The sequence below is a fragment of the Selenomonas sp. KH1T6 genome, assembly GCF_900108415.1.
GTDB classification, from domain to species: Bacteria; Bacillota; Negativicutes; order Selenomonadales; family Selenomonadaceae; genus Selenomonas_B; species Selenomonas_B ruminantium_A.
The window spans coordinates 43375-67169 of sequence record NZ_FNWN01000008.1; the positions used below are offsets into that span (position 1 = coordinate 43375).

Below are 23795 nucleotides of genomic sequence, written 5' to 3' on the forward strand. Positions count from 1 at the left end.
GGGATATGAATGTTTTTGTTTCTATTATAATGCCAACGTACAATCGTGGGTATCTTATTCAAAATGCTGTCAACAGTGTTTTGGAACAAACTCATTCCAAATGGGAATTGATTATTGTCGATGATGGATCGAAGGATAATACAAAAGAGATTATACAAAAGAATGCTGACCATAGAATCAGATATATAAGGTATGATAATAACCAGGGCGCAAATCACGCACGTAATGTGGGATTAAAAGAAGCTAAAGGAGATTATATTTGTTTTTTAGATTCTGATAGCATGCTGTATGAAAATTGTCTGCAAAAAAGGATAGATTTTATTAATAAGACAGGTTCAGACTTCATTTGGGGAAGAGTGAATTTTTCACATGTGGATGGGATTGAAAGAATAAAACCTAGTGAAAGTGCAGAAATACTAATAGATAGAGACCAGACGGTAAAAACTCATATGCTTTATGGTCTCATTGATACTAACTCTGTTTTAATGAAAAAAGGCTTGAGTTTCTTCTTGTCGAAGCGCTTGAGGCGGCTGTTGTGAATGCGTTGGGAGAGGAGCTGCTTAAAAGCAGCGTGGGAGCCGATTTCAGGCACTCTCAGCATGATGTTCACCTTCTTTCAAGTACTATTGTACATGTGAAACATCAAACTGAGATGGGTGATACTCATTCGCAACAGCTTTTGCTACAAATGGTGGGGGCACATTGAATAATGTGCCAAGTCTCGAGGCAGGCAAATAGTCGGCTTTGAGTTTTCTAATTTACATACATAGTATATTGGGGGAGGTTCATTGATATGAAAATTTGTTCAAGGGCTGTCAACTATCTTCAGCTTTATAATTACGAGGGTGATGTAAGGATATGTGGATGGTTGCGTGATAGTTATGTTGGGAATTTACTGGAAGAGAGTTTGGAAGACATTTGGCACGGTAAACGGCTTAACCACATACGAGATATGTTGGCAAAACAAGATTATTCTGGATGTAAGGTCGATGCTTGTCCGTGGTTAGCTAGGGGCATTATAAATGAACATCTGTTAGAAATGGAACAGTTGCCGGAGTATCCAGAGGAGTTGCAACTGGGGTTTGAACGTATTTGTAACTATTCTTGCCCCAGTTGCACTTTACATGGATGTATGGAAAGGTGTGACTGGATAAAGGCTGAAGCTAATGCAGAAAAGATAGAAAAACGACTTCGCAGTATTATGCCGCATCTCAAAAGAATAGGGGCAAACGGATGTGGTGAACTTTTTGTAAGTAAACATACATTAAAACTTTTGGCGGATTGGAGACCTTTAGCAAAGCCAGAGGAATGCGAGGTAATACTTGAAACAAATGGATCATTATTTGACGCAGAGCATTGGTCACAAATAGAAAACATTGGACAGTATCGCGTCGTTGCATGTGTTACAATCATGAGTTTTAATGAGAAAACGTATCAGATTCTTTCAGGTAGCAAGCTTCCTATTGAAAAAATAGTTGATAATCTGAAGTTCATTAAAGGATTGCGTGAAAAAGGTATTATAAATTTTTTGGAACTTCGTACGGTTGTACAGGAGCGTAATTTCCGTGAAATGCCGACTTTTACACGTAGATGTTTAGAAGAATTTGGTGCAGACTTGGTGACACTTCGTCCGTATGAGCCATGGCATAGCAAGGATGCAGTCACGGAATGGTTCACGGATGTACGGGGGCCGGAGCATCCGTATCATCAAGAGTGGAAGACTGTGATGAGCGATCCGATATTTAAGCACCCAAAGGTTTCGGATGGAAGCGGAGGAAGGGATAGCGAAGTAGGAGAATATCCTTTCAAAAAAGAAGTTCGATACTTGAAGAGGAAAACAAAGGTTTTGGGTGCCTTGTTACTTTCGGATAAACTTGATAATTACGCACGTAATCTTGCTGAGCATGAAGTACTGGTATATGGCTTAGGCGATATTGGCAAGAAAGTGGTACAAGTTTTACATAAACATGGGAAACGCTGTTATGTGCTGGATCGTTATTCCGAGGTACAGGAATATGATGGCGCAAGAATAGTCCGCCCAGACGAATTGGATGTGGCATTGCGCGATAGACCTGTCATAGTAACTACTGTCATTAGTATGGATGATGTCCTTTGCTTTTTAAAGAAATATGGCTACACAGGTGAGTTGCTTGATATACAAGATATTATGGATATTCACTGATTATTATTGGGGGCAGGGCAGTGCGGCATAAAGTTATTATTTACGGTCTGGGAAGAAATTTTGCCAAACGTTATGCGGAAATACATGAGCTTTATGATGTTGTTGGGTATTGTGATGCTGATTTAAGCAAGACAGCGAGATTTCGGCAAGGAATCTCGCTGTCGGAATTGAAAGATTATTGCCGAGTATGTGATTCAATAATTGTAACATTGGCATCTGGGATTCGTGTGGTTAGGGAATTAACACAAATGGGTATCCCAGCTGAGAAGATACAGATTTTAAGCAGTCAGGAAAAAAATAAATCGCTTGGCAATCGAAATCCGCTGTTGCCGCAGTTGATTTCACATGGAAACTTCCATGAGGATTTAGCCTTATTGCTATATTGCTATTACTTTAAGCTAGATATGCATAATATGCGCTATTTCGAAGCTGGACTTGAACATATAGTCGGTGGTAGTGTCACATATGTCCTTTATGGAAATGGCTCTAAGGGAAGGCTGGCTGTTTATGATTATCCTGCTTGCCAAAATCAGGCACAAGTGTTTAGACCTAAGGATGAAATCGTTAATATGAAAGGTCTCGATGGGTTAACCGCAAGTGAGATAATCGACTGTAACGAAAAATGTGATGTGATAGTCCTGCATGGAAAGAAATTAACAGAGATGTGTCTACCGCTCGTATTTAAGATAAAGCCACAGATTTTGATTTGTTGTACTCCGCATAAGCTTATGGTGCAGGATGTTGTATCACATGACTTTAATCGTGGCCTCTCCTTAGGTAACGGAGTGTCTCTTTATTATTCATCTTGTCTTGGCGAAGTGGCAGGTGTTTGATTTATGGGTGAGCCTTTAGTATCCATCATTTGTCTTTCTTATAATCATGCTCCTTATTTGAGACAGGCATTTGATGGTATATTGTGTCAAAAAACGGATTTTGATTATGAAATAGTTATCCACGACGACGCGTCTACAGACGATTCAGCGGCTATAATCAGCGAATATAAACGCATGTACCCCAAACAAGTGCAGCCTATTTTACAGAAAGAAAATCTTGGCAAATCCAAGCAGAGCTTTCGCACTTTTGTTTATCCTAAACTTCGTGGAGAATTCACGGCTATTTGTGAAGGTGATGATTACTGGTGCTGCCAGGATAAATTGCAAAGGCAGATTGACTATATGCGCAGTCATCCCGAGTGTTCTATGACAGCTTCTGCAGCAAATATAATGGTCGATGAAGCTATAGTATATGATGATAGGCAATCAGAGATAGAGAGAGATTTTACGGCTGATGAGGTTATAGGTGGAGGTGGTGATTTCTTTGCAACGGCTACCTTATGTTGCCGTACAAAATACTTGTTGGAACTACCAGATTTTAGGAGTAAAGCAATAGTGGGTGACTATCCTTTAGTTATTTTGATGGCTTTGAAGGGAATAGTACATTATTTTCCGGAAGTTATGGCTGTGTATAGATATATGCGACCAGGTTCATGGACTGCAATGCACAAGAAAGATGATGACAAACAGAGAAAGAAAATATGGTATGAAGCAGAGATAGCTATGTATTCACGTGTTATTGCATATGCAGGGGATAGATGCAGGAATACAATTAGACAGCGACAGCTTATGTTTGAGGATCACTTGTGGAATCTTGGCTTATATGATCTATCAGATTACTTAGAACGAGTGGCTCAGCTTGAACATCCTGATGAATAATCAATGATGAGGTGTTATGACTATGGCTGAAAGATATAAAGAAAAATGTAGATGGCCATTTATATCAATCATTATACCAGTTTATAATGTAGAACCTTACTTATCGGCTTGCTTAGATAGCCTATTGCAACAGAACTTTCAGGATTGGGAGGCTGTATGTGTAGAGGATTGCTCTACTGATAATTCCCTAGCAGTGTTGAAAAAATATGCAGAATTGGATGACCGTATATTAGTAGTGAGCCAGACTTCCAATGGAGGTCTGGCTCGTGCAAGAAATACTGGTCTGGATAATGCAAAGGGGAAATATGTTTGCTATTTGGATAGCGATGATACGTTAGCAAAAGATTCCTTAAGCAGATTGATACCATATTTGGAGAAAGAGCATCTAGAAATGCTAACATATGAGGTAGAAAGTGTCATTTTTGACATACATCCTGAAGGAATTCCGAATGATGTATATAAGATGCGACACGACTATAGTAAACTCGGCCTTGTTGATGGGCGAAAGTATTTCGTAGAAATGAGTCGTAATGGAGAGTTCCTGAATAATGTTGTGTTGGCGCTTTATGACAAGAAATGGCTTAAGAGAACTGGCATACGCTTTCAGGATGGTATGTATTATGAAGATGGCCCTTATATCCTGGCATGCTACCTAGCGTGTCATCGCATGCGACATGTGAATGTCGGAGTCTATGTTAGGCGGTACAGGGTAGGCTCTACGACAACTGGAGAAACTAATAACTATAGGCATGCCTATAGCAGACTGTGGAATTATGGTGCAATTTTAGAGCTTTCATATAAAACCCCTAACTTGAGTGAAGAAGTGGAAAATTGCCTGTTATTTCTTGCAGAAAGATGGCTTGCTGCAGCGAAAGCAGTAGTAGAAAAACTTTCTGATGATGAACGCTTGCTTTTTGATCAATTGAAGGGATTTCCTCATTTTTGGGCTAAAAGTGCAGGAATTTTAGAAGCAAAGATAGATAAAAATATGTATCTGAGAGGTTTTGAAGCTAGCATTGCTAATGCTACCAGAATCATACTGTATGGCGCTGGAAAAATTGGCAGGGAGATGCTCTCATATTTATCCTTGACACCTGGGATTGTTGATAAAGTTATTTTTGTAGAAAGTGATAAAAGAATGCATACAGGTGTTGGCTGCCCTATATATGCCATTAGCGAGGTTTCTCCAGCATCTGGTGATGTAATAGTTCTTTCTGTAGCATATAAGCATCAAAGGGATATGAGGAAAAATGCGGAAAAATATGGATTTAAAGAAATCATAGCCGTAGATGTATTATTGCTAGAGGCAATACGTTCTAAGTTGGTGCTCCATGATGTTTGATTTCCGACTACATGCATCATTGTGTAGAGAAAAGAGTGATAAAATTGTCTGAAGGTGACATTTATAGAGGACTTTGTTTTACGATAGAGCGTTGCATAGATGCAGGCTACAGCAAATTGAGTTGCCTATATTTATGCTTAAGGAAAAAGGGGGGCGAAGAATGGAGAAAAAGATATTAGTAACACGTTCATCACTGCCTCCACTGGAGGAGTATATAGATGAAATTCGTGATATCTGGGACAGCCACTGGCTGACCAATATGGGGTCAAAGCATGAGTGCCTCATACATGCGCTTCAGCAATACCTTGAGGTGGAACATTTACATCTATTAGTTAATGGACACATGGCATTAGAATTGTCGCTCCAAGCACTGAAACTTACAGGTGAGGTTATCACTACTCCTTTTACATTTGCTTCTACAACCCATGCAATAGTCAGAAATAACTTGACACCGGTATTTTGCGATATCCGTCCAGACGACTTTACCATTGATACAAATAAATTAGAAAATTTGATTACAGATAAAACCACGGCTATCATGCCGGTGCATGTTTATGGCAATATTTGCAATGTCGAGGAGATACAAAGAATAGCTGATAAATATGGCTTAAAGGTCATATATGATGCTGCTCATGCCTTTGGCGAGAAGTACAAAGGACAAAGCGTTGCAAACTTTGGTGATGTCAGCTGTTTTAGCTTCCATGCTACCAAAGTGTTCCATACCATTGAGGGGGGAGCCTCATGCTACTCTGATAGACTGAAAGACTTTGGCTTGGAACTTTATCGGCTGAAGAACTTTGGCATTCGCAGTGAAGAAGTAGTTGATGGGGTTGGTGCGAATGCAAAGATGAATGAATTTGCAGCAGCCATGGGGCTTTGTAATTTACGTCATATCGATGATGAAATATCCAAACGTGGCAAGGTAGTGGCACATTATCGTAAACGACTAGATAATGTGCCAGGGCTGCGATTGAATCCTATCCCAGAAGATGTCATATCAAATTATGCTTATTTCCCTGTAGTATTTGAGGAACATGAGTTTGGTGCTACGCGTAATGAAGTTGTTTCTGCACTGGCCAAGGATAATATATATGCGCGTAAATACTTTTACCCTCTTACGAACGACTTTGAATGTTATCGTCATCGTATTTATGCGGGGAATACACCAGTAGCATTGCATGTCGCAAAACGAGTGTTGACATTGCCTCTATATGCAGATTTAAAACAGGCAGATGTGGATAGAATTTGCGACATAATACTAAGATGTGGAAAGTGAGGTTGAATATGGAGAACGAATCATTGAAAGATGTTGTTCTGTTTGGTACGGGAGGGATGGGGAAGGAGATGATTCTTCTTGTTAATTCTATAAACGAGAAACATCCCACTTTCAACCTTTTAGGGTTTGTAGTCGATGATGAGTATTATTTGCCTGGACAAGTAATTAATGGAGTAAAAGTAATAGGAACTACACAATGGCTTATTGATCATCGGCACAGTGTATCATGTGTGCTGTGTGTTGGCGATGCAAGGGAAAGATTAAAGGTTTTTGACAGATTAAATGGCTTGGGTGTAACCTTTGCTACTCTCATTGCGCCTGATGTTTACATTGATGATACTGTACATATAGGAAAGGGGTGTATCGTCACATTCCGATGCATGATTTCAGTCAATACAACCCTTGAGGACGGAGTGTTCTTAAACTCAGATGTTACCATAGGACACGACTGCTTGCTATGTAAATGTTCAACAGTGTATCCCCGTGGACAGATTAGCGGCGGATGTGTCGTTGGGCAAGGAGCGCAAATAAGTAGTTGCTCATTTTTGGCAAAAAATTCTAAAATTGGAGAAAATGCTATTGTGGCACCATTAAGTGCTGTTTATGGAAAGGTCAAAGCCGGTACACATGTATTGGGAAATCCGGCTCATAAAATAGACTTGTAGAGGTGAAAATCATGTCTACTAATATAATCGATTTGGCAGATAAGTCTGTAATTATTGCAGGCGCTTCGAGCGGCATAGGCCGAAAGACCGCAGAAGTATTGGCAAAAATGGGGACAAGGTGTATACTGATAGCACGTCGCCAAGAGATGCTAAAAGAGGTTACTAACTCTTTAGTTGGAACAGGACATAGCTTTTATGCTGCAGATTTATCACAGGTAGAGGCTATTGAACCACTGATAAAGCATATAGCATGTCAGGAAGGACCCTTAGATGGACTGGTATATTGTTGTGGTATTGCTGATGCTAGACCTGTTAAGATGGCTAAACCTGACTTTGTCTCCAGAATGATGGGGATAAATTTCTTTGCATTTTACGAATTGGTGCGCAGTTTGGTAAAACGTGGACGATTTAACCCGGGAATGTCTATAGTTGGCCTTTCGTCATGTGCTTCTGTAGCAGGAGGCAAGAGCCAGAGTGTGTATAGTGCATCCAAAGCAGCTATGGATGCTGCTGTGCGGGTGATGGCACAGGAGTTTGCAGATAAATCCATACGCATCAATACTATCCGTCCCGGCTCAATCAATACGTCCATGTACCAGATGGGGATTCAGGAAATGGGGAGTGGTTTTCAGGAACAACTGCTGGAAAAGCAATTTTTGGGAATAGGCGAGACGGAAGATATAGCTAATATGGTGGCCTTTCTTTTAGCTGAAAGTGCTAGATTTATAACTGGCGCTCACTTTTCAGTTGATGGTGGCTACACGTGTCATTAAGGAGATAGAATGATAATAAACAAATATAAGGGAATTGAAATTTTAGGAATAGCAGCAGCCGTTCCTAAGAAATGGCAATCCTTAAAAGATTTAGTTGAAACAGAACAACCTGATGATTTTAATTTGGCTAAATTTGAAAAAATGACAGGAGTAAAAGGCAGATATGTGGCTAAGTTACAACAAACAACCGCGGATCTTTGTTATGAAGCAGGCAAAAAGCTTTTAAATGAATATCAAACTGACATAAGCGAAATAGGTGCACTTATTTTTGTAAGTCAGTGCCCTGATTATACTACACCTGCTACTGCCTGTGTCTTGCAGTATCGATTAGGAGGGGGCAAAGGGCTGAATAACTGCATCGCCTTTGATGTAAACTTAGGCTGCTCAGGATTCGTTTATGGGCTAAATATTATAGCTGGCTTAATGGCAAGTTCCAATATAAAGAAGGCACTGATGCTGTGCGGTGATACCTTTGCAAGATCATACCATCATTATGATGATAGAGTAAGCCATTCCAGCAAGTACCTGTTTGGTGATATGGGGACAGCTACCTTGTTGGAAAACACAAATTCAGATAGTGAGTTGTGCTTTTCATCATGTACAGATGGTGCAGGTTATAAAGCTATTATTGATCCATACAAAAGATGGCGGCATCCTGATACTGAACGGCTAAGTATTATGGATGATGTTACAGTTTTTAATTTTTCTACAGAAGAAGCTCCTGCTATGATCAAGGAATACATGGCCATGCAGGGCACACATCCTGATGATTATGACTCGTTGGTACTTCACCAAGCTAATCTTTTTATTATGAAGCAGATTGCAAAACGTTCTGGATTTTCAAAGGAGCAACTGGCTGTATCAATTGATGTTTTTGGTAATACAAGTTCTGCTTCAATTCCGGCAACTTTTGTGAAGCAGTACGGTGATGATGATAGCGCAGATATAAAGCGTCTGCTTACCTGTGGGTTTGGTGTAGGACTGTCGTGGGCAGTCTGTGATTTGCGCTTGTCACCTGCACAAATTCTTCCTCTTGTGAAGACAGACGAATACTTTAGGGACGATATAGAAGATTGATGAAAAGGAGTTTATTATTATGAACGAACAGGAAAAACTGGCTCTGCTTGAGGATATGCTTGAATTAGATGAAGGTACGCTGAAACCGGAAACCAACCTCGACGATATTGAAGAATATGATTCTATGTCTAAACTTTCTCTGATCGTATTGATGCAGGATGAGTTTGGTGTCAAGCTTACTAGTGATGAAGTCAAATCTTTTGAAACGATAGAGGATATTCTTAAACGCATGGTAGAGGGTTGAGTGTTTGATATGGCAGAAACGTATTTTGCTAATATCAAGGTGTCTGGCATTGCTGGGGCGGTACCAAGTCATATCGTGCATACGGATGACTTCCTCTCACAGGTAGGTGCAAAGGTTGTACAGCGGGTAAAGACGGTGACTGGTATCCTGGAGGTGCGGCGGTCGCCGCGCCGTCAGACTGCCAGCGACCTGGGCTTTGCGGCGGCAGAGCGGCTGCTTACGGAGAAGGGAATCAAGCGAGAGGAAATAGGTGCTATCGTCAACGTGACGGAGTTCCCGGACTATGTGGCACCTTCAACAGCTTTTATACTCCATAAAAGGTTGAGGCTGCCCCAATCTTGCATAGCCTTTGATGTAAATCTTGGCTGTACAGGGTATGTGTACGGTCTGCATATTGCCTGCAGCCTGTTGCAAGCTTCGCAGCAGAGATATGTTTTGCTCGTTGTAGGCGATGTGCCGAAGAACAACGATTTTACTGGGCGTGAAAAGCCGGATCATGGCTATCTGATGATGTTTGGCGACGCAGGCACGGCTACTTTGCTGGAAAAATCAGACCAGGGAGCTGGCATCAGAACAGAACTTTATGCAGACGGTACTGATTTCAAGCTGCTATATACCTTGGGGGGAGCACGCTGTGCAGATGCTCCGCGTGAGGTGACGCGCTGGAGCGATGGTGTGGATCGCTCCCTTTATGATTCGTATATGGACGGCATGGGGGTATTTTCCTTTTCCACCACGGTGGCACCGAGACTGATCAAGAAATTCTTGCAGGAGCGGGGTGAGACATCGGAGGATTATGCGGGATTCTATCTGCATCAGGCCAATAAGATGATTGTGGAGCGCATAGCCAAGCTTGCCAAGCTGCCCTTGGACAAGGTACCGCTCAGTCTCACTCACTACGGCAATACAAACTGCGGCACTGTACCGGTTACAATCATCGACCAGCTGGGCGGTGTTGACTCAGTAGAGCCGCAAAGATTATTTTTATGCGGCTTCGGCGTAGGACTCTCCTGGGGTGTGGCAACTATCGAGGTCAACCCAGCTGATGTGCTGCCGATGCTAGAAACAGACGAATTTTACGCTGAGGGAGAAGTAGAACCATCCTGACGGCAGAATGTAGGAGAGAGAATGGACTTGCAAGTGACTGCGCTGCATAATGCGCCTATCGATGAAGTGACGTATCTTATCTGGCGGGAAGATTGGCTTGATTATCTGGCTATTGACCCTTACGGATATCCGAGAATTGCAGACTGGCAGACAGAACATGGAAAAAGATGTGCCTATATTCTGCTCACTCATGAACATTATGATCACATTGGTGCGGTGGAGGAACTGCGTCAGCAGTATGGCTGCAAAGTCATAGCCTCAGAGGCCTGCTCGGTGGCTGCAGGTGATTCCAGACATAATTTATCAGCATATTACGATGCCCTGATGGAGTTGCATGGAGTAGCAGAGTGGGAACCAATCAACGAACGCTATGCAATGATACCGGCAGAGATTGTGTTTCAAGGGTCATACAGCTTTAATTTTCATGGTATGACTGTAAACATGGTGGAAACGCCGGGGCATTCACCGGGGAGTGCCTGCATAGAAATGGGGGATATGGTTTTTACAGGAGATTCACTTCTGCGGGATACACCTGTAATCACGCGCTGTCCCTATGGCAGCCGCAGGGACTATAGGCAAAAAGCGCTGCCATATTTGCAATCAATCCATAAGGACAAGCTGATCTATCCTGGTCATGGGGAATCGTTCAGAATGAGGGACAGCAAATTCATAAAATGAGGGAGGGCTTACCATGCTGCTTGAAGGCAAGAACGCTGTTATTACAGGTTGCAACAGGGGCATTGGCAAGGCTATCTTGGAGATATTTGCAAGCGAAGGCGCCAATGTTTGGGCTTTAGTAAGGACGGAGAGACCAGATTTTATGGCTTTTGTGGAAGAACTAGAGCATAAGTATGGTGTCTGGATTCAGCCTGTTTATGCAGAGCTTACGGATGAAAAGGCCGTACAGGATGCAGTGCGCCAAATTCGCGGGAATAAGGTCTCGGTAGATGTCTTGGTCAATAATGCAGGTATCATTGGTGAGAACTATCTGTTCCAGATGACGCCACTCTCTGAGATGCGGAAGGTGATGGAGGCGAATTTCTTTGCGGCCATGCAACTGACCCAGCTTATTTCCAGACTGATGGTGAGGCAGAAGCATGGCTCCATCGTAAATCTGGCCTCTGTGGCCGCTCTGCGTGGGCAGCCCGGGCAGCTTGAGTATGCGGCCAGCAAGGGGGCCATTATAGCGGCTACCAAGAAGTTGGCGCTGGAACTGGGGGCAAGCGGTATCCGAGTAAATGCGGTGGCACCCGGAGTGATCGAGACGGAGATGGGCCAGGCCATGGCAGAGGAAATACGAATGCAGGAGCTTTCCCAGACCGTGCTGGGAAGGGCCGGACAGCCTGATGAGGTCGCAAAAGCCGTGGCTTTCCTGGCCAGTGACTATGCCAGCTATATTACCAAACAAGTGCTGGTGATAGATGGCGGAAGGGTGTGAGTTTATGGGGAAAGAAGAATTGCAACGCTTGCAGGAACTGGCGCTGTCCATCCGCCGTGATGTGCTTGAGATGACTTATCGGGCAGGGGCCAACGGCGGGCATCTGGGGGGAGCCTTGTCCTGTGCGGATATTCTGGCTGTACTATACGGCAAGATAATGCACATCAGTCCGGAGCAGGCTGAGGCAGCCGGACGTGACCGCTTTTTCCTAAGCAAAGGACATGTTGCTTTGGCCCATTATGCTGTTTTGGCTGAAGCCGGCTTTATGCCGAAGGATGAGTTGCTGACTTTTGAGCAGTCAGGCTCGGATTTGCCTACTCATGAAGTGTGCAATCCCGGCAAAGGCATAGAGAGTTCCAGCGGTAGTCTGGGCTATGGCCTGTCGATTGGCATAGGCTCTGCCTTATATGCAAAACGCCATGGTCTTGATTATCATGTGTATGTGCTGCTTGGTGACGGGGAATGCAATGAAGGCTCTGTCTGGGAGGCAGTGATGGCGGCAGCCAGGCTCAAGCTGGATAACTTGACAGCCATAGTGGATATCAACGGACAGTCACTGGATGGCTTTACTGCGGACATTATGCCGGTTCATGATTTCGCAAGGGTATGGTCAGGCTTTGGTTGGCAGACAGAGACTGCGGATGGGCATGATTTGGAGCAGCTGGCCGAAAAACTGACTGCATGCGCCAACGATAAGCCCCTGGTGCTACTGGCGAAAACTATCAAAGGGCAGGGGCTGCCCTCTGTCGCCGGAAGGTCAGGCTGGCACCATGCCAGGCTAAACGAAGAGCAATATCAGGCGTTGAAGCAGGAATTGGAGGCGAGTGCAAGATGAGTGCAGATTTTTCTCCGAAAGCCATGCTGCAGAAAAATCGCTTTGGCATGCGCAAGGCCTTCGGTCTGTGGATGGAAGAAATGGCTGAGGAGCACGATGATTTGATGGTCATCGCCGCAGATGTGGCCAGTTCTGCCGGCCTGCAGGGGTTTGCCCAGCGTTTTCCTGAAAAGTTCCTCAATGTGGGCATTGCAGAGCAAAATATGGCAGGTATAGCTGCCGGCCTGGCCAGGGAAGGGAGCAATGTGTTTATTGTTTCTTTTGCTCCATTCGTGACCATGCGGGCCTATGAAGCGCTGCGTACTTTGGTTGGCTATATGCACCTGAATGTCAAGGCAGTGTCCCTGGCCAGCGGTTTTTCCCTGGGGGTGCAGGGCAATACTCACTACTGTCTGGAGGATCTATCCCTGGTTAGGACGATACCGGGGATGCTTCTTTTATCCCCAGCAGACTGTATGGAGGAGGGTAAGTGCCTGGAATATATGCTAAAATATGACGGGCCAGCTTTTTTGCGTCTGACGGGCATTGATGGTTCTCCTGCTGTTTATCGCAAGGAATTTTCTTTGGAGATAGGCAGGCCATATATGTTACGTGATGGTGAAGATATTCTGCTTTTGGGTACAGGAGCTATATTATCTGAAGGGCTTCGTACAGCTCGAGCCTTGAAGTCAGATGGCTTGTCCTGTGCTGTCTATGATGTGGCGACACTCAAGCCACTATTTTTAGAGTCCTTACAGGACGGCTTTCAGTCCAGTAAATTGGTCGTGACACTGGAGGAGCATTTCCGTATCGGCGGCTTGGGCGATATTGTGGCGGCAGAATTGGCAGCCTTGCCTAAACACGCGCCTTTGCTGAAAATCGGCATTATGGATGAATTTCCTAAGGCTGGTGACTACACCTATATGTTAGCAACTTGCGGTATGGATGCAAGTGCGATACGTGGTAAAATATTAGCAACACTATCGTGAGAAGTATGTGGAAAGAGGCGGGTATAGTGTTTTTGGATAATATAAAGAATGTGAGAAATGCTCAGGACAATATTTACGATGACATAAAAGCTACAAATTTGCCGGTGGTGATTTATGGTGCAAGTGCAATGGGTATACAGATAGCCAAATTGTTAAGGCAACACGGCATCGAACCAACGGCATATGCTGTTGACCATGAATACTATGGTTCGTCAAGATTATTTGATGGTGCACAAGTTTGGGATTTTTCTCTGTTGAGGAAGTATTCGGACAAGATTGCTGTCGTACTTGCAATAGGTGCAGAATCGGTGGTTAGATCATTTCTTAGTGATCGAAGCTTGAAAAAATTTGTTTTTCCAGCTATAGTGGGAAAAATAGCGCCTATAGATTATGAATTTGTAAGGAATAATCAAGAAAAATTTCAAGAAACCTATGACTGTCTTGCAGATGAAGTTTCCAAGAAAACGATGCTTGCTTATTTAAATTTGAAAATTAGCGGCGACATTGCTTGGAATATCGATGTTTATAAGGATGAACCTGAATATTTTATAAACGATTTGTTTCAAGTACCCCAAAATGGAGTGTACGTAGATTGCGGTGCCTATCGTGGCGATACCATTGAAGGATTTGTCAATTGGTGCCATGGCAATTATGCTAAAATTTACGCTATGGAGTCAGAGGCGTTTAATGTTGCTGCTCTGCGTCTATACACGGAAATTAATGGATGGCACGATGTAGAAATCATACCGAAAGCTACATGGGATAAAGAAGAAAAGTTATTCTTTAATCTGGAGGGCGAATATGGAGCTGCCGTTTCCAATAATAAGGGGCAATTTGAAGTAGAAGGATGTTCTATTGATAATATCTTGAATGGCTCTAAAGTAGATTTTATAAAAATGGATATCGAGGGAGCAGAATTGAACGCCTTGCGCGGAGCCGAAGAATCTATAAGGCGTTATCGCCCTAGCTTGGCCGTTTGCGCGTATCATCGTACAGACGATCTGATAACATTACCACAATACATTAATAGTCTGGGTGGATATCGTCTTTATTTACGAAAGTATGGTTTGACACACGAGTACGATTTAGTTCTTTACGCTGTTCCGGAAGGTGAGTGAGGTAATATGTCTAACGAGGAAAAATATGTACAATCTTTTGTCAATGCTTTTGGCGTTGAGGAAAGTGGCGTACCGGCTTTAAAGTTTAACGAGATTGAGGAATGGGATTCCGTAGGACATATGAGCCTGATCGCAGAAATCGAGGAAGCTTTTGATATTATGATGGAGACGGAAGACATCATCGACCTCAGTTCCTATGAAAAGGGCAAGGAAATCTTGTCCGGCAAATATGATGTGCAGTTCTGAGATGCATCCCATGTGGGACTTGCAAAAATATGCAGATAATATTGCCCTTCGGGATGATTGTGGTCATGTTTTGACCTATGGCCAGTTAGCCACAGCTTCTGTTGAGTTTGCGGAAGCTGTGGGGGGCAGGTGTCTGATTTTTATCCTCAGTGACAACGTGCTTGGCAGTTTGATTGGCTACGTTGGTGCCCTTAATGGACGAATTGTACCAGTGATGCTGCGCCATGACCTGCCTGAGGACAGATTGCAAGAGCTGATAGAAGCTTACCATCCGGCCTTTATCTGGCAGGCTCAGGGGCATGGTTGCCCAGTCTGTGGGGCTAAGCCAGTTCACACAGCCTGGGGCTATGAGTTGCTATGCCTACCCTATGGCAGTGAGACTGTATTGCACCCGAATCTGGCCTTACTGCTGACCACCTCCGGCTCCACCGGCAGCCCGAAGTTCGTGCGGCAAACATATGGAAATATCCGTGCCAATACTGACTCGATAGTTGAGTATTTGCATATAGACGAGGTTGAACGGGCAGTTACTTCGCTGCCTATGCAGTATACCTATGGCCTTAGTATCATCAATACCCATCTGGCAGTGGGCGCCTCCGTGCTCCTGACGCGCAGTTCCCTGATGCAGAAGGAGTTCTGGCAGTTTATGCGCGAGCAGGGAGCAACATCCTTGGCCGGGGTGCCATATACCTATGAAATGTTGAAACGACTGCGTTTCACGCGCATGGATTTGCCTGCTTTGCGCACACTGACTCAGGCCGGCGGCAAAATCCTGCCTAAGCTGCATGAGGAATTTGCCCGCTGGGCAAAGGACAAAGGCAGGAAGTTCGTGGTCATGTACGGTGCCTGCGAGGCTACTGCCCGCATGGGGTATCTGCCTTTTGAGCAGAGCCTGGAGAAGGTGGGCTGCATGGGGATTGCCATCCCCGGCGGACGTTTCGAGCTATGGAATGAGGATGGTTCCCCGGTGCAGGAGACGGACACAGTAGGGGAGCTTGTCTATTACGGTGAGAATGTGACCTGGGGCTATGCCGAGTGCGCCGCCGACTTGCAGAAGGGGGACGAGCGCCGGGGGCGCTATCTGACAGGAGATATGGCCAAACGGGACAGGGAGGGCTTCTATACGATTGTGGGTCGCAAGAAGCGCTTTCTCAAGGTTTTTGGCAATCGGGTAAATCTGGATGATGCAGAGCGTTTGCTGAAAGCGCAATTCAAGACGGCGGATGTGGCCTGCGGTGGCATAGATGATAAGTTGTATATTTTCGGCACGGATGAGATGCGGCTGCCGGAGTATAAGACATATCTTGCCAAAGAGACCGGATTGCATCCTTCGGCGTTCCGTACGGTGGCGCTGGCAGAAATTCCCCATAATGATGCGGGTAAGACATTGTATCAGGAGTTGATGAGGTATATTCACTAGCACCAACTGTTCCCCCCACCACCATCTTTGATGGTCACCGGCCAGCTTGAGGATATATGAAATGATATTGTGTGTTATGTAAAGAGAGGCAGCAGATATGGTAAGAGATTGCAAGGGTGTGGTCTGCGCTGTCTGGGAGTCCTTGCCGGAGCAGCGCGAAGAGCTGCTGTCCTGCCAGGCAGATTTTCTTGAGTGCTGGCTGGAGCCCGGACAGACGGAGGAGAAGTTTTGGCTGGAGGAGCAGGGGTTTTACTTCCTGGAGCGTTTCCTTGATTGCCGCATCTTGCTGCACAAGCTGCCCGAGAAGCCAAAGCGCATGCGTTTCGAGACGGGCGTGGGCGCAGCTGAGGTTGAGGAATTGCAGCAGGTCTATCATACAGCATTCACCCGGGACAGGCGCATGCATTTGGGGCGGGGCTATGAGCAGAATTTGGCGAACCGCCTAATAGACTACTATATCGGAGTGGCACAGGCGGAGGGCATGCCCTTGCTGCAGTGCCGTTATCAGGGTCAGTTGGCAGGCTGCGCCTTCCTGCGGGAGGATGATTCTGCCTATGAGGTCTATCTGGCCGGTGTCCTGCCGGAGTACCAGAAGACCGGGGCGGCAGTGGAGCTTTACCGGGCTTGTGCGGATTTTTCCGTTGAGGCGAGCAAACGCCTGCTGACGGGACGTATTTCAGCGGCCAATACGGATGTGATGAATCTCTATGCCCGTTTGGAAGCCAATTTTTATCATCCACGGGATTTATATGTTAAGGACTGCAGGGAGAACTGATTTTATGGATATGGAGCAACTGCTGGGGATGCCACCCTACGCCTTGTCTCAGGCAGAAAAAGAGTCTGTGCTGACGGAGATGCTGCGGGAACTGACGGAAAAGCACAGGCAGGGCTGCTTGGAATATGGACGCATCCTGGACACGCTGGGCTATGCAAGTGCCAGTGCGCAGGGCCTGGCTGACATTCCGTTCCTGCCTGTGCGTCTCTTCAAGGAATATTATTTGCATAGTGTGCCCAAAGAGAACATCGTTACTACCATGACCAGCTCAGGCACCAGCGGCCAGCAGGTCAGCCGTATCGCGCTGGACGCAGAGACATCTAAAAATCAGAAAAAGGTGCTGCACCATATTATTGCCTCCTATATCGGGGAGAAGCGGGTGCCGCTGCTGATTCTTGATTCCAAGGCTACCCTGCGTGACCGCAAATCTTTCGGAGCACGGGGGGCAGGCATTTTGGGCTTTTCCATCTTTGGCAGGGATGTCACCTATGCTCTGGATGGTGATATGCAGCTGGACTTGCAGGCGGTGCAAACTTTTCTTGAAAAGCACAGGGGAGAGCCGAAGCTGCTCTTTGGCTACACCTTTATGATATGGCAGTATTTTTATATGGAACTGCAGCGGCAGGGCGTGAGTCTTGATTTCGAGGACAATGCAAAGCTCTTCCACATCGGTGGCTGGAAGAAGCTCAAGGAGCTGGCCGTTGATGATGCGACCTATCAGCGTTCAATGAAGGAGCGCTGTCGCATCAGCTCTGTTCACAACTATTACGGCATGGCTGAGCAGCTGGGCAGTGTCTACGTGACTTGCGAGCACGGGCATATGCATGCCAGCAATTTCAGCGAGGTGCTGATACGCAATCCCCTAGATTGGTCTCTGCAGCCGCAGGGGGAGCGGGGGCTTATAGAGCTGGTTTCGGTGCTGCCTGGTTCTTATCCAGGTCATGCCATATTAACCGAGGATGAGGGTGTTATTTTAGGCGAGGATGACTGCCCCTGCGGGCGCAAGGGCAGGTACTTCCAGATTTTGGGACGTGTCAAGCAGGCAGAACTGAGGGGGTGCAGCGATACTTATGCAGATAAACTTGAAAGACATTAAGCTATACTGCGGTAGCCTAGAGGGAGACCGCCCGCCTGTGCGACCAATTTTCGACGAACAGATCTGTTCCTTTTTGGAAGAGACATCAAGGCTGCTTTTGCATGACAAGGCTGTGCGTGCTTATTCCGATGTGACAACCTTCGCCTTCTTCTGCCGCAGGGGAAATATCAAGCGTTTGTCCGAGCAATATAAAAACCAAGGAAAACGCTTGGGCCGGGGCGTGTCCTTTCATATAGCACCAAGCAATGTACCCATCAACTTTGCCTATACTCTGGTGATGGGCCTTTTGGCCGGAAACTCCTGCATTGTCAAGGCCTCCTCCAAGGATTTCGTGCAGACCAGGCTGGTGACCGAGGCCATGAACCGTGTCCTCATGCAGGAAGCCTATGCGTCCCTGCGTCCCTATGTCACGGTGGTTTCTTATCCAAGGGAACGGCAGGATGTGACGGAGGCACTCTCTGCGGGCTGCAACCTGCGTATTATCTGGGGCGGGGATCAGACCATCCAAGCCGTGCGCCGTGCGCCGCTGCCACCAAGGGCGCTGGAGCTGACCTTTGCTGACCGCTATTCCCTGGCAGTGCTGGATGCGGCGGCGGTGTTGAAGGCCGATTTGCCCCAGCTGGCGCAAGACTTTTATAACGACACCTATCTCTATGACCAGAACGCCTGCTCCAGCCCCAGACTGATTTATTGGTTTGGGAAACGGGAAATTGTCACAAAGGCTCAGTCACTCTTTTGGCAAGCGGTTTGGGCGAATATCAGGGAGCGCTATCCGGTAGAACCTGTTGTGGCGGTAGACAAGCTGATTTCTGTTTGCCGCACCGGTGTGGAGGTGCCCGGCTCTATGCATGAACCTATGACAGATAACCGTATCGTGCGCATAGAAATCCCCGAGCTGACTAAGCAGTTATTGGATTTACGAGCTGCTGGCGGTCTTTTCCACGAGTATGTTGCAGAAACACTTGATCCTTTGGTGACGCTGACTGATGAACATTGCCAGACTATCTCTTATTATGGTCTTGAACTTGGAAAACTACAAGAGTTTGTATGCCAGCATGGGCTTTATGGCGTTGACAGGATTGTGCCGGTAGGGCGTACAGCAGAGATGGGGCCAGTGTGGGATGGACAGGATTTTATTTTGTCCATGTCGCGCATCATAGCCAAGGCTTGACAAAGCATTGAAGGGAGTGATTGCAAGGATGGCTGGGGACAAGCTCATAAGCTATGATTTGTTCGGGACGCTAATTGACTGGAAAACAGGCAGCTTTGACGGAGTTATCCGCATTTTGCAGAGTAGGCTGGAAGAAAATCAAACTCTGAGGTTAGCTCCACATTTTGTGGAGCAATTTTGCATATATCGGAAACAAGCTGTAAATTTAGCACTTAACACTTACGTTAAAGCCGGTGTGCAGGAAATTTCTTTAGAACAAATTTATCAGGCAATCCTACTGAACGGATTTATTTCTGAGAAACAAATGCAGGGTATACTCAATATGGAAATTGCTCTTTGGAAAGAGCAATTGCGCCTTGTGGATGTAGGGATAGGGCATTTGCAGGAGGATTTGCAGTCTGATACGCCTGTGATTATAGTAGCAGACTCTATTTTGGGGGAGGAAGTCCTGCGTCCATGGCTACAAGAATTAGATCCCATATTTGGGGAAATAAGGCTTTGCTTGTCTGTGGATTACAAGAAGCGTTCCTCAAGCGGAAGCTTGTTTGCTTTGCTCAGAGACGAGCACAGATGGAAGGATTTTGAAGGCTGGAGACATAAATCAACAGTAGCGTATCCCTGTGAGGTATGGTTGAAGCAAGCCGGCATGCAATTTGAGAAATTTGATCTTAGACAATTGCCACGATTGGAACAGGATTTGCTGGCTAAATTTCCCTTTGATGCCACACTGCAATGCTGCACTGGTATCACAAAAAGCTTAATAGAACGAAAGAATAATCTATCGATAGCAGAAGCTGCTGGTAATTCTTTAGGAGGAACGCTCTTAACAGTTTATGTGCAATGGCTGCTTCAAACTTCCCTACGCAAGGGCATCAAGAGGCTGTATTTCATTGCCCGTGACGGATATATATTGAAGCAGATGGCAGATATCCTAATCAAAGCGTGGAGTTTGCCACTTAAAATATATTATATTTATGGCTCTAGAAAAGCGTGGAGAATGCCTTCTTTTGATGGCACGGAAGAATCTTTGCGTTTAGTGATTTTATACTCTAATGCAAATAATCTGCGTGCTTTAGCTGGTGCCTTGGGAATTAGCGCCGAAGTTTTTCAAAAGTATTTTTCAGGGCTGGATGTGGATGAAAAGTTCACTACGGCCGGACGCATTGCTGTGGCAAGAAAACTTTGCCGGGATGATAATTTCCGTTCTATGCTCAGAGAAAAGTATCGCAGCCAAAGAGAAAGCGTAATAGCGTATCTTAAGCAGGAAATTGATACAAGTGACGATGCGTTTGCCTTTGTGGAAATAAATGGTACCGGCTTTACACAGCAGTGCTTGTCAGCCTGCATGATGTTTTTTTACGAACATCCTATAAAATCCTTTTATTTCAACATTTACCGTATGTGGCCGGATAATCCTCTATGTCAATATATGGTCTTCCTGCCTGGGCCACTCAAAAATAGCATGATTCTTGAACCTTTGACGCGTGCCTTGCATGGCTCTGCACAAAAGTACGAATGCAGGGCTGGTGTCTGGGAGCCGGTACTTCTGGATGATGCAGGTTGCATTTTGTCAGATTACGGCTATCAAGAATATATAGAGGGCTGCCTTGCTTTTTGCCGCTTGTATGCTGAATATGCAAATGTGAAGGATACGGTAAAATTGGCGGCGATTGTCAGATATATAGAAGAAATTTCGAACTATGTGCAGGAAGATGTAATTCGGTATATCGTTGATATGCCTTATAATCATTTTGGCAGAAAGGATACCGTCAGTGTGTTCGCACCCCTATTATCAAGGGAGGATATAAGAAACATTTTCCTGCTGCATCGACTGGATGTCTGGGAAGAGTATTATAAGGGAGCCGATCTTGAGCTTTCTATTGCCAGATGTGCATTGCCCGAGCAGAGAAGGATAGCGTTCTATCGACGTTGTGCATATGCTGTTACCAATCGTTTCAAGTCCATATGGAAACGTGATTTGGTGCCCGAGCGAAAGAGAGTCGGACTTTTGCAGGATTTCCCACTTCGTTTTTTGGGGTCGCGATTTGTGATCTACGGGGCCGGAATATATGGAACAAGGCTGTATGAATACATAAAAAAACAGTCTGGGGTGGAAGTTGTCGGATGGGTGGATAAGAATTTTGCGGAAAAAAAGGCTCAGGGACTGCCTGTTACAGGCAATGCACTGTCACTTAAGGGCACGGACTTTGACGTGCTGTTCCTGGCCATTGTGAAGCGCAATTGGGCAGAGGAAGCAAGGCGCGAACTGCTCGCTTTGGGGATTGAAGAGAGAAAAATTTATGATTTCTTTACGGAAAGTGACTATTTAAGCTAGAGGGCGGAATTAATATGAATCTTGGTCACGATGAATTGGGGGCAGGAACTTTTGGTTGGTATGATTTTAGGGAAGAGGCAGATATACTACTGATTTCTAAAGGTCAGGCTATTGCAAAAGAAATTCTGCCATGGCGGTGTCATGGCAACCTTGTCCAGGCTGTTACGATAGAACAAGCTCTTAGAAATAGTAAAGAAAAATTATTTGATTACATATTGGTCACAGGAGAACAATGGAGGCTGATGGAACAACTGCCATCTCTATTGGAAGCGTTAAAAGAGGATGGGGTAATCCTTCTTGCGCTCGATAATCGCTATGGTGCCAGACGAATTGCCGGTGAAGCAAGAGATGGGCAGCTGCCCTTTGAGGTACTAGAACGTGGATATGGAGCGTACACAAGAGCAGAAATAGCGGAATATATGGAAAAGTGCGGTATCCAGTTTTACTCCGTTTATTATCCGGTCCCTGATTGGCAGATGCCACAGCTCCTTTACAGTGATACCAAATTGCCGGGCAGAGAGCTTGATGAGCGCTTGATTAGATTGCAACAGTGTTCTGCCACATTGATAGCAGATGAATATCAAATTTTGCGGGATGCAGTAGCGAACGATGGTTTTAGATTCGCGGCAAATGCTTTCCTAGTAGAGTGTAGCAGACGGAGAGAGAGTCTTTCCAAGGCCATTTTTGCAACATTCACATCAGATCGTGGTAAAGAACGCTCCCTGTCTACGGTCATTTATAGTGATGGCAGAGTAAAGAAAGCTTGTATGTTTAAGGAAGGCAGAAGGCATCTTCAGAGGCTGATGGAGGCAGCAAATGATTTGATAACGCATGGCGTAGATTTTGTCAACATGCGTTATATTGATGACACCCTTTGGATGCAGTTTATGAAAGCTCCCACTTTGATGGAACAGTTATGGATAAGCATAAGGAAAGATTCCGCCGAATACATGAGACTGTGGGGGCATTTCTGGGAAATTATCCAAAAGTCATCTGCACATGTATCTTCAGGAAAAAATATATGGCTATCCTTAGCTCCAACAGAGGATTGGGGGCCAGTCCTTGAAAGAGCCTATGTGGAGATGAATGCATTGAATTGCTTCTATAATGAAGGGAAGTTTGTCTTTTTCGATCAGGAATATTGCTTCCACAATTGCCCTGCCATATATATGCTCTATCGTTCTATCTATAATTTTTATCTATTCTATCCGGAAGCGGAGCAATATGTGGCACAGTCAAAAGTAATCAATCATTTCCATCTGGAGAAGCTTTGGCTTTTGCTGCAGAAACAGGATTGCGAGGAATTTTTACGAGACGTGAGGAATTGGGATAGGTATGCGACTATCTATGATTGGGCCAATAAACCTCGACGGGGAATTAAGGAGAACCGCAGCCTGCTGGCAATGGCAGCATATAGTGAAGAAAAGAGACGTGCATACACTGTGGAGGATATACTTCATCCTGATGCACAAACACTTCCTTATGGTCTGGCTAATCGGTATCCAATTGGTCTATTGCCGCAAAAGGTTGCTTTGTATGGTGCAGGAAAGTTTGGACGGTGTCTGTATAAGAAACTGCAGGATGATGGCTGGCATGAGGTAATTGACTGGGTGGATGAAAATGCAGAGAAATTTATATTAGAGAATATGCCTGTATCTCCAGTTGAGTCGATATTGGAATATGATACATCATTTGAGGCCATTGTTATTGCAGTCTTAAAGAAAAATATGGCAGAGGAAATCAGACAGCGTTTGCAGTGCATGCGAGTGCCTGATAACAAAATCCTTTGGATGGAACCCCCTTGGCCATGAATCCTCAATTATAAACAACCGTTGCCAATATAGGAGGACAAAAAGTGGATAAGCGTGATAAGGTCATAGGTGGAACATTGGTCCCTTGGGAACTGCAGTATACTCTGAAAGTCTGTAAGGATTCGTTACGCGATCTTTATTTTGTTAAAAGTTGTAAAGTGCTGTTGGGTGAGAAGCAAGCCTCCATCGTACCAGTACTAAGAC

At 45.1% G+C, this 23795-nt stretch carries 23 protein-coding genes; all 23 read left to right on the forward strand.

Translation table 11 applies throughout. The annotated features are described in order from the left end of the window. The first annotated feature begins 5 nt into the window (after positions 1-5). The 23 genes from BLW59_RS07135 to BLW59_RS07245 all read left to right on the forward strand — a co-directional run bounded on the left by BLW59_RS07135 (position 6) and on the right by BLW59_RS07245 (position 23591). Positions 6-539, forward strand: coding sequence for a glycosyltransferase family 2 protein (locus BLW59_RS07135; protein WP_074697229.1), 534 nt, complete (start codon positions 6-8; stop codon positions 537-539). A 254-nt stretch (positions 540-793) separates the two neighbouring features. Next, the gene (locus BLW59_RS07140) at positions 794-2182 is read left to right on the forward strand and encodes an SPASM domain-containing protein (RefSeq protein WP_074697230.1); all 1389 of its coding nucleotides are present in this window, start codon (positions 794-796) and stop codon (positions 2180-2182) included. Between the two features lie 20 nt (positions 2183-2202). Continuing rightward, entirely contained in the window at positions 2203-3015 is an 813-nt protein-coding gene (locus BLW59_RS07145; protein ID WP_074697231.1) for a nucleoside-diphosphate sugar epimerase/dehydratase, read from the forward strand. A gap of 3 nt (positions 3016-3018) precedes the next feature. Next, complete coding sequence (locus BLW59_RS07150) at positions 3019-3894, forward strand: glycosyltransferase family 2 protein (protein WP_074697232.1); 876 nt, start codon at positions 3019-3021, stop codon at positions 3892-3894. Between the two features lie 22 nt (positions 3895-3916). Further along, a complete protein-coding gene (locus tag BLW59_RS07155) occupies positions 3917-5236 on the forward strand; it encodes a glycosyltransferase family 2 protein (RefSeq protein WP_074697233.1) in 1320 nt (439 codons plus the stop codon). 160 nt (positions 5237-5396) lie between these two features. Continuing rightward, positions 5397-6512, forward strand: a complete 1116-nt coding sequence (locus BLW59_RS07160; RefSeq protein ID WP_074697234.1) for a DegT/DnrJ/EryC1/StrS family aminotransferase — start codon at positions 5397-5399, stop codon at positions 6510-6512. Positions 6513-6520: 8 nt separating this feature from the next. Beyond that, positions 6521-7177 (forward strand): hypothetical protein, encoded by a 657-nt coding sequence (locus BLW59_RS07165; protein ID WP_175463376.1) that lies wholly within the window; start codon positions 6521-6523, stop codon positions 7175-7177. A gap of 11 nt (positions 7178-7188) precedes the next feature. Next, positions 7189-7950, forward strand: coding sequence for an SDR family NAD(P)-dependent oxidoreductase (locus BLW59_RS07170; protein ID WP_074697236.1), 762 nt, complete (start codon positions 7189-7191; stop codon positions 7948-7950). 9 nt (positions 7951-7959) lie between these two features. Next, positions 7960-9027: a ketoacyl-ACP synthase III gene (locus tag BLW59_RS07175; protein WP_074697237.1), complete on the forward strand. Its 1068-nt coding sequence runs from the start codon at positions 7960-7962 to the stop codon at positions 9025-9027. Positions 9028-9046: 19 nt separating this feature from the next. Further along, positions 9047-9271 (forward strand): acyl carrier protein, encoded by a 225-nt coding sequence (locus tag BLW59_RS07180; RefSeq protein WP_074697238.1) that lies wholly within the window; start codon positions 9047-9049, stop codon positions 9269-9271. A gap of 9 nt (positions 9272-9280) precedes the next feature. Then, on the forward strand, positions 9281-10378 hold the full coding sequence (locus BLW59_RS07185) for a 3-oxoacyl-ACP synthase III family protein (protein ID WP_139283587.1): 1098 nt from the start codon (positions 9281-9283) through the stop codon (positions 10376-10378). Positions 10379-10399: 21 nt separating this feature from the next. Continuing rightward, complete coding sequence (locus tag BLW59_RS07190) at positions 10400-11056, forward strand: MBL fold metallo-hydrolase (RefSeq protein WP_074697240.1); 657 nt, start codon at positions 10400-10402, stop codon at positions 11054-11056. A 13-nt stretch (positions 11057-11069) separates the two neighbouring features. Then, the gene (locus BLW59_RS07195) at positions 11070-11816 is read left to right on the forward strand and encodes an SDR family NAD(P)-dependent oxidoreductase (protein WP_074697241.1); all 747 of its coding nucleotides are present in this window, start codon (positions 11070-11072) and stop codon (positions 11814-11816) included. A 4-nt stretch (positions 11817-11820) separates the two neighbouring features. Further along, positions 11821-12651: a transketolase gene (locus BLW59_RS07200; RefSeq protein ID WP_074697242.1), complete on the forward strand. Its 831-nt coding sequence runs from the start codon at positions 11821-11823 to the stop codon at positions 12649-12651. Further along, positions 12648-13619, forward strand: a complete 972-nt coding sequence (locus BLW59_RS07205; protein WP_074697243.1) for a transketolase family protein — start codon at positions 12648-12650, stop codon at positions 13617-13619. The genes BLW59_RS07200 and BLW59_RS07205 overlap by 4 nt, the downstream gene beginning before the upstream one ends. 26 nt (positions 13620-13645) lie before the next feature. After that, complete coding sequence (locus tag BLW59_RS07210) at positions 13646-14737, forward strand: FkbM family methyltransferase (protein ID WP_074697244.1); 1092 nt, start codon at positions 13646-13648, stop codon at positions 14735-14737. Between the two features lie 6 nt (positions 14738-14743). Further along, positions 14744-14983 (forward strand): acyl carrier protein, encoded by a 240-nt coding sequence (locus tag BLW59_RS07215; RefSeq protein WP_074697245.1) that lies wholly within the window; start codon positions 14744-14746, stop codon positions 14981-14983. A 10-nt stretch (positions 14984-14993) separates the two neighbouring features. Continuing rightward, the gene (locus BLW59_RS07220) at positions 14994-16403 is read left to right on the forward strand and encodes an AMP-binding protein (RefSeq protein WP_074697287.1); all 1410 of its coding nucleotides are present in this window, start codon (positions 14994-14996) and stop codon (positions 16401-16403) included. 97 nt (positions 16404-16500) lie between these two features. After that, a complete protein-coding gene (locus tag BLW59_RS07225) occupies positions 16501-17178 on the forward strand; it encodes a GNAT family N-acetyltransferase (RefSeq protein WP_074697246.1) in 678 nt (225 codons plus the stop codon). Positions 17179-17182: 4 nt separating this feature from the next. Beyond that, positions 17183-18274 (forward strand): acyl-protein synthetase, encoded by a 1092-nt coding sequence (locus tag BLW59_RS07230; protein WP_074697247.1) that lies wholly within the window; start codon positions 17183-17185, stop codon positions 18272-18274. Positions 18275-18311: 37 nt separating this feature from the next. Further along, positions 18312-19445 carry an acyl-CoA reductase gene (locus BLW59_RS07235; protein WP_175463378.1) on the forward strand — a complete coding sequence of 378 codons (1134 nt, stop codon included), beginning with the start codon at positions 18312-18314 and terminating at the stop codon, positions 19443-19445. A gap of 28 nt (positions 19446-19473) precedes the next feature. Further along, positions 19474-21780, forward strand: a complete 2307-nt coding sequence (locus BLW59_RS07240) for a hypothetical protein (RefSeq protein WP_074697249.1) — start codon at positions 19474-19476, stop codon at positions 21778-21780. A gap of 14 nt (positions 21781-21794) precedes the next feature. Beyond that, the gene (locus BLW59_RS07245) at positions 21795-23591 is read left to right on the forward strand and encodes a hypothetical protein (RefSeq protein ID WP_074697250.1); all 1797 of its coding nucleotides are present in this window, start codon (positions 21795-21797) and stop codon (positions 23589-23591) included. Positions 23592-23795 lie beyond the last annotated feature (204 nt).

Excerpts from the sequence above, each read along its gene's own strand:
- BLW59_RS07135 (WP_074697229.1), top strand. The coding sequence starts at position 6 with ATGAATGTTTTTGTTTCTATTATAATGCCAACGTACAATCGTGGGTAT.
- BLW59_RS07140 (WP_074697230.1), top strand. The coding sequence starts at position 794 with ATGAAAATTTGTTCAAGGGCTGTCAACTATCTTCAGCTTTATAATTAC.
- BLW59_RS07150 (WP_074697232.1), top strand. The coding sequence starts at position 3,019 with ATGGGTGAGCCTTTAGTATCCATCATTTGTCTTTCTTATAATCATGCT.
- BLW59_RS07155 (WP_074697233.1), top strand. The coding sequence starts at position 3,917 with ATGGCTGAAAGATATAAAGAAAAATGTAGATGGCCATTTATATCAATC.
- BLW59_RS07160 (WP_074697234.1), top strand. The coding sequence starts at position 5,397 with ATGGAGAAAAAGATATTAGTAACACGTTCATCACTGCCTCCACTGGAG.
- BLW59_RS07165 (WP_175463376.1), top strand. The coding sequence starts at position 6,521 with ATGGAGAACGAATCATTGAAAGATGTTGTTCTGTTTGGTACGGGAGGG.
- BLW59_RS07170 (WP_074697236.1), top strand. The coding sequence starts at position 7,189 with ATGTCTACTAATATAATCGATTTGGCAGATAAGTCTGTAATTATTGCA.
- BLW59_RS07175 (WP_074697237.1), top strand. The coding sequence starts at position 7,960 with ATGATAATAAACAAATATAAGGGAATTGAAATTTTAGGAATAGCAGCA.
- BLW59_RS07180 (WP_074697238.1), top strand. The coding sequence starts at position 9,047 with ATGAACGAACAGGAAAAACTGGCTCTGCTTGAGGATATGCTTGAATTA.
- BLW59_RS07185 (WP_139283587.1), top strand. The coding sequence starts at position 9,281 with ATGGCAGAAACGTATTTTGCTAATATCAAGGTGTCTGGCATTGCTGGG.
- BLW59_RS07190 (WP_074697240.1), top strand. The coding sequence starts at position 10,400 with ATGGACTTGCAAGTGACTGCGCTGCATAATGCGCCTATCGATGAAGTG.
- BLW59_RS07195 (WP_074697241.1), top strand. The coding sequence starts at position 11,070 with ATGCTGCTTGAAGGCAAGAACGCTGTTATTACAGGTTGCAACAGGGGC.
- BLW59_RS07200 (WP_074697242.1), top strand. The coding sequence starts at position 11,821 with ATGGGGAAAGAAGAATTGCAACGCTTGCAGGAACTGGCGCTGTCCATC.
- BLW59_RS07205 (WP_074697243.1), top strand. The coding sequence starts at position 12,648 with ATGAGTGCAGATTTTTCTCCGAAAGCCATGCTGCAGAAAAATCGCTTT.
- BLW59_RS07215 (WP_074697245.1), top strand. The coding sequence starts at position 14,744 with ATGTCTAACGAGGAAAAATATGTACAATCTTTTGTCAATGCTTTTGGC.
- BLW59_RS07220 (WP_074697287.1), top strand. The coding sequence starts at position 14,994 with ATGTGGGACTTGCAAAAATATGCAGATAATATTGCCCTTCGGGATGAT.
- BLW59_RS07225 (WP_074697246.1), top strand. The coding sequence starts at position 16,501 with ATGGTAAGAGATTGCAAGGGTGTGGTCTGCGCTGTCTGGGAGTCCTTG.
- BLW59_RS07230 (WP_074697247.1), top strand. The coding sequence starts at position 17,183 with ATGGATATGGAGCAACTGCTGGGGATGCCACCCTACGCCTTGTCTCAG.
- BLW59_RS07240 (WP_074697249.1), top strand. The coding sequence starts at position 19,474 with ATGGCTGGGGACAAGCTCATAAGCTATGATTTGTTCGGGACGCTAATT.
- BLW59_RS07245 (WP_074697250.1), top strand. The coding sequence starts at position 21,795 with ATGAATCTTGGTCACGATGAATTGGGGGCAGGAACTTTTGGTTGGTAT.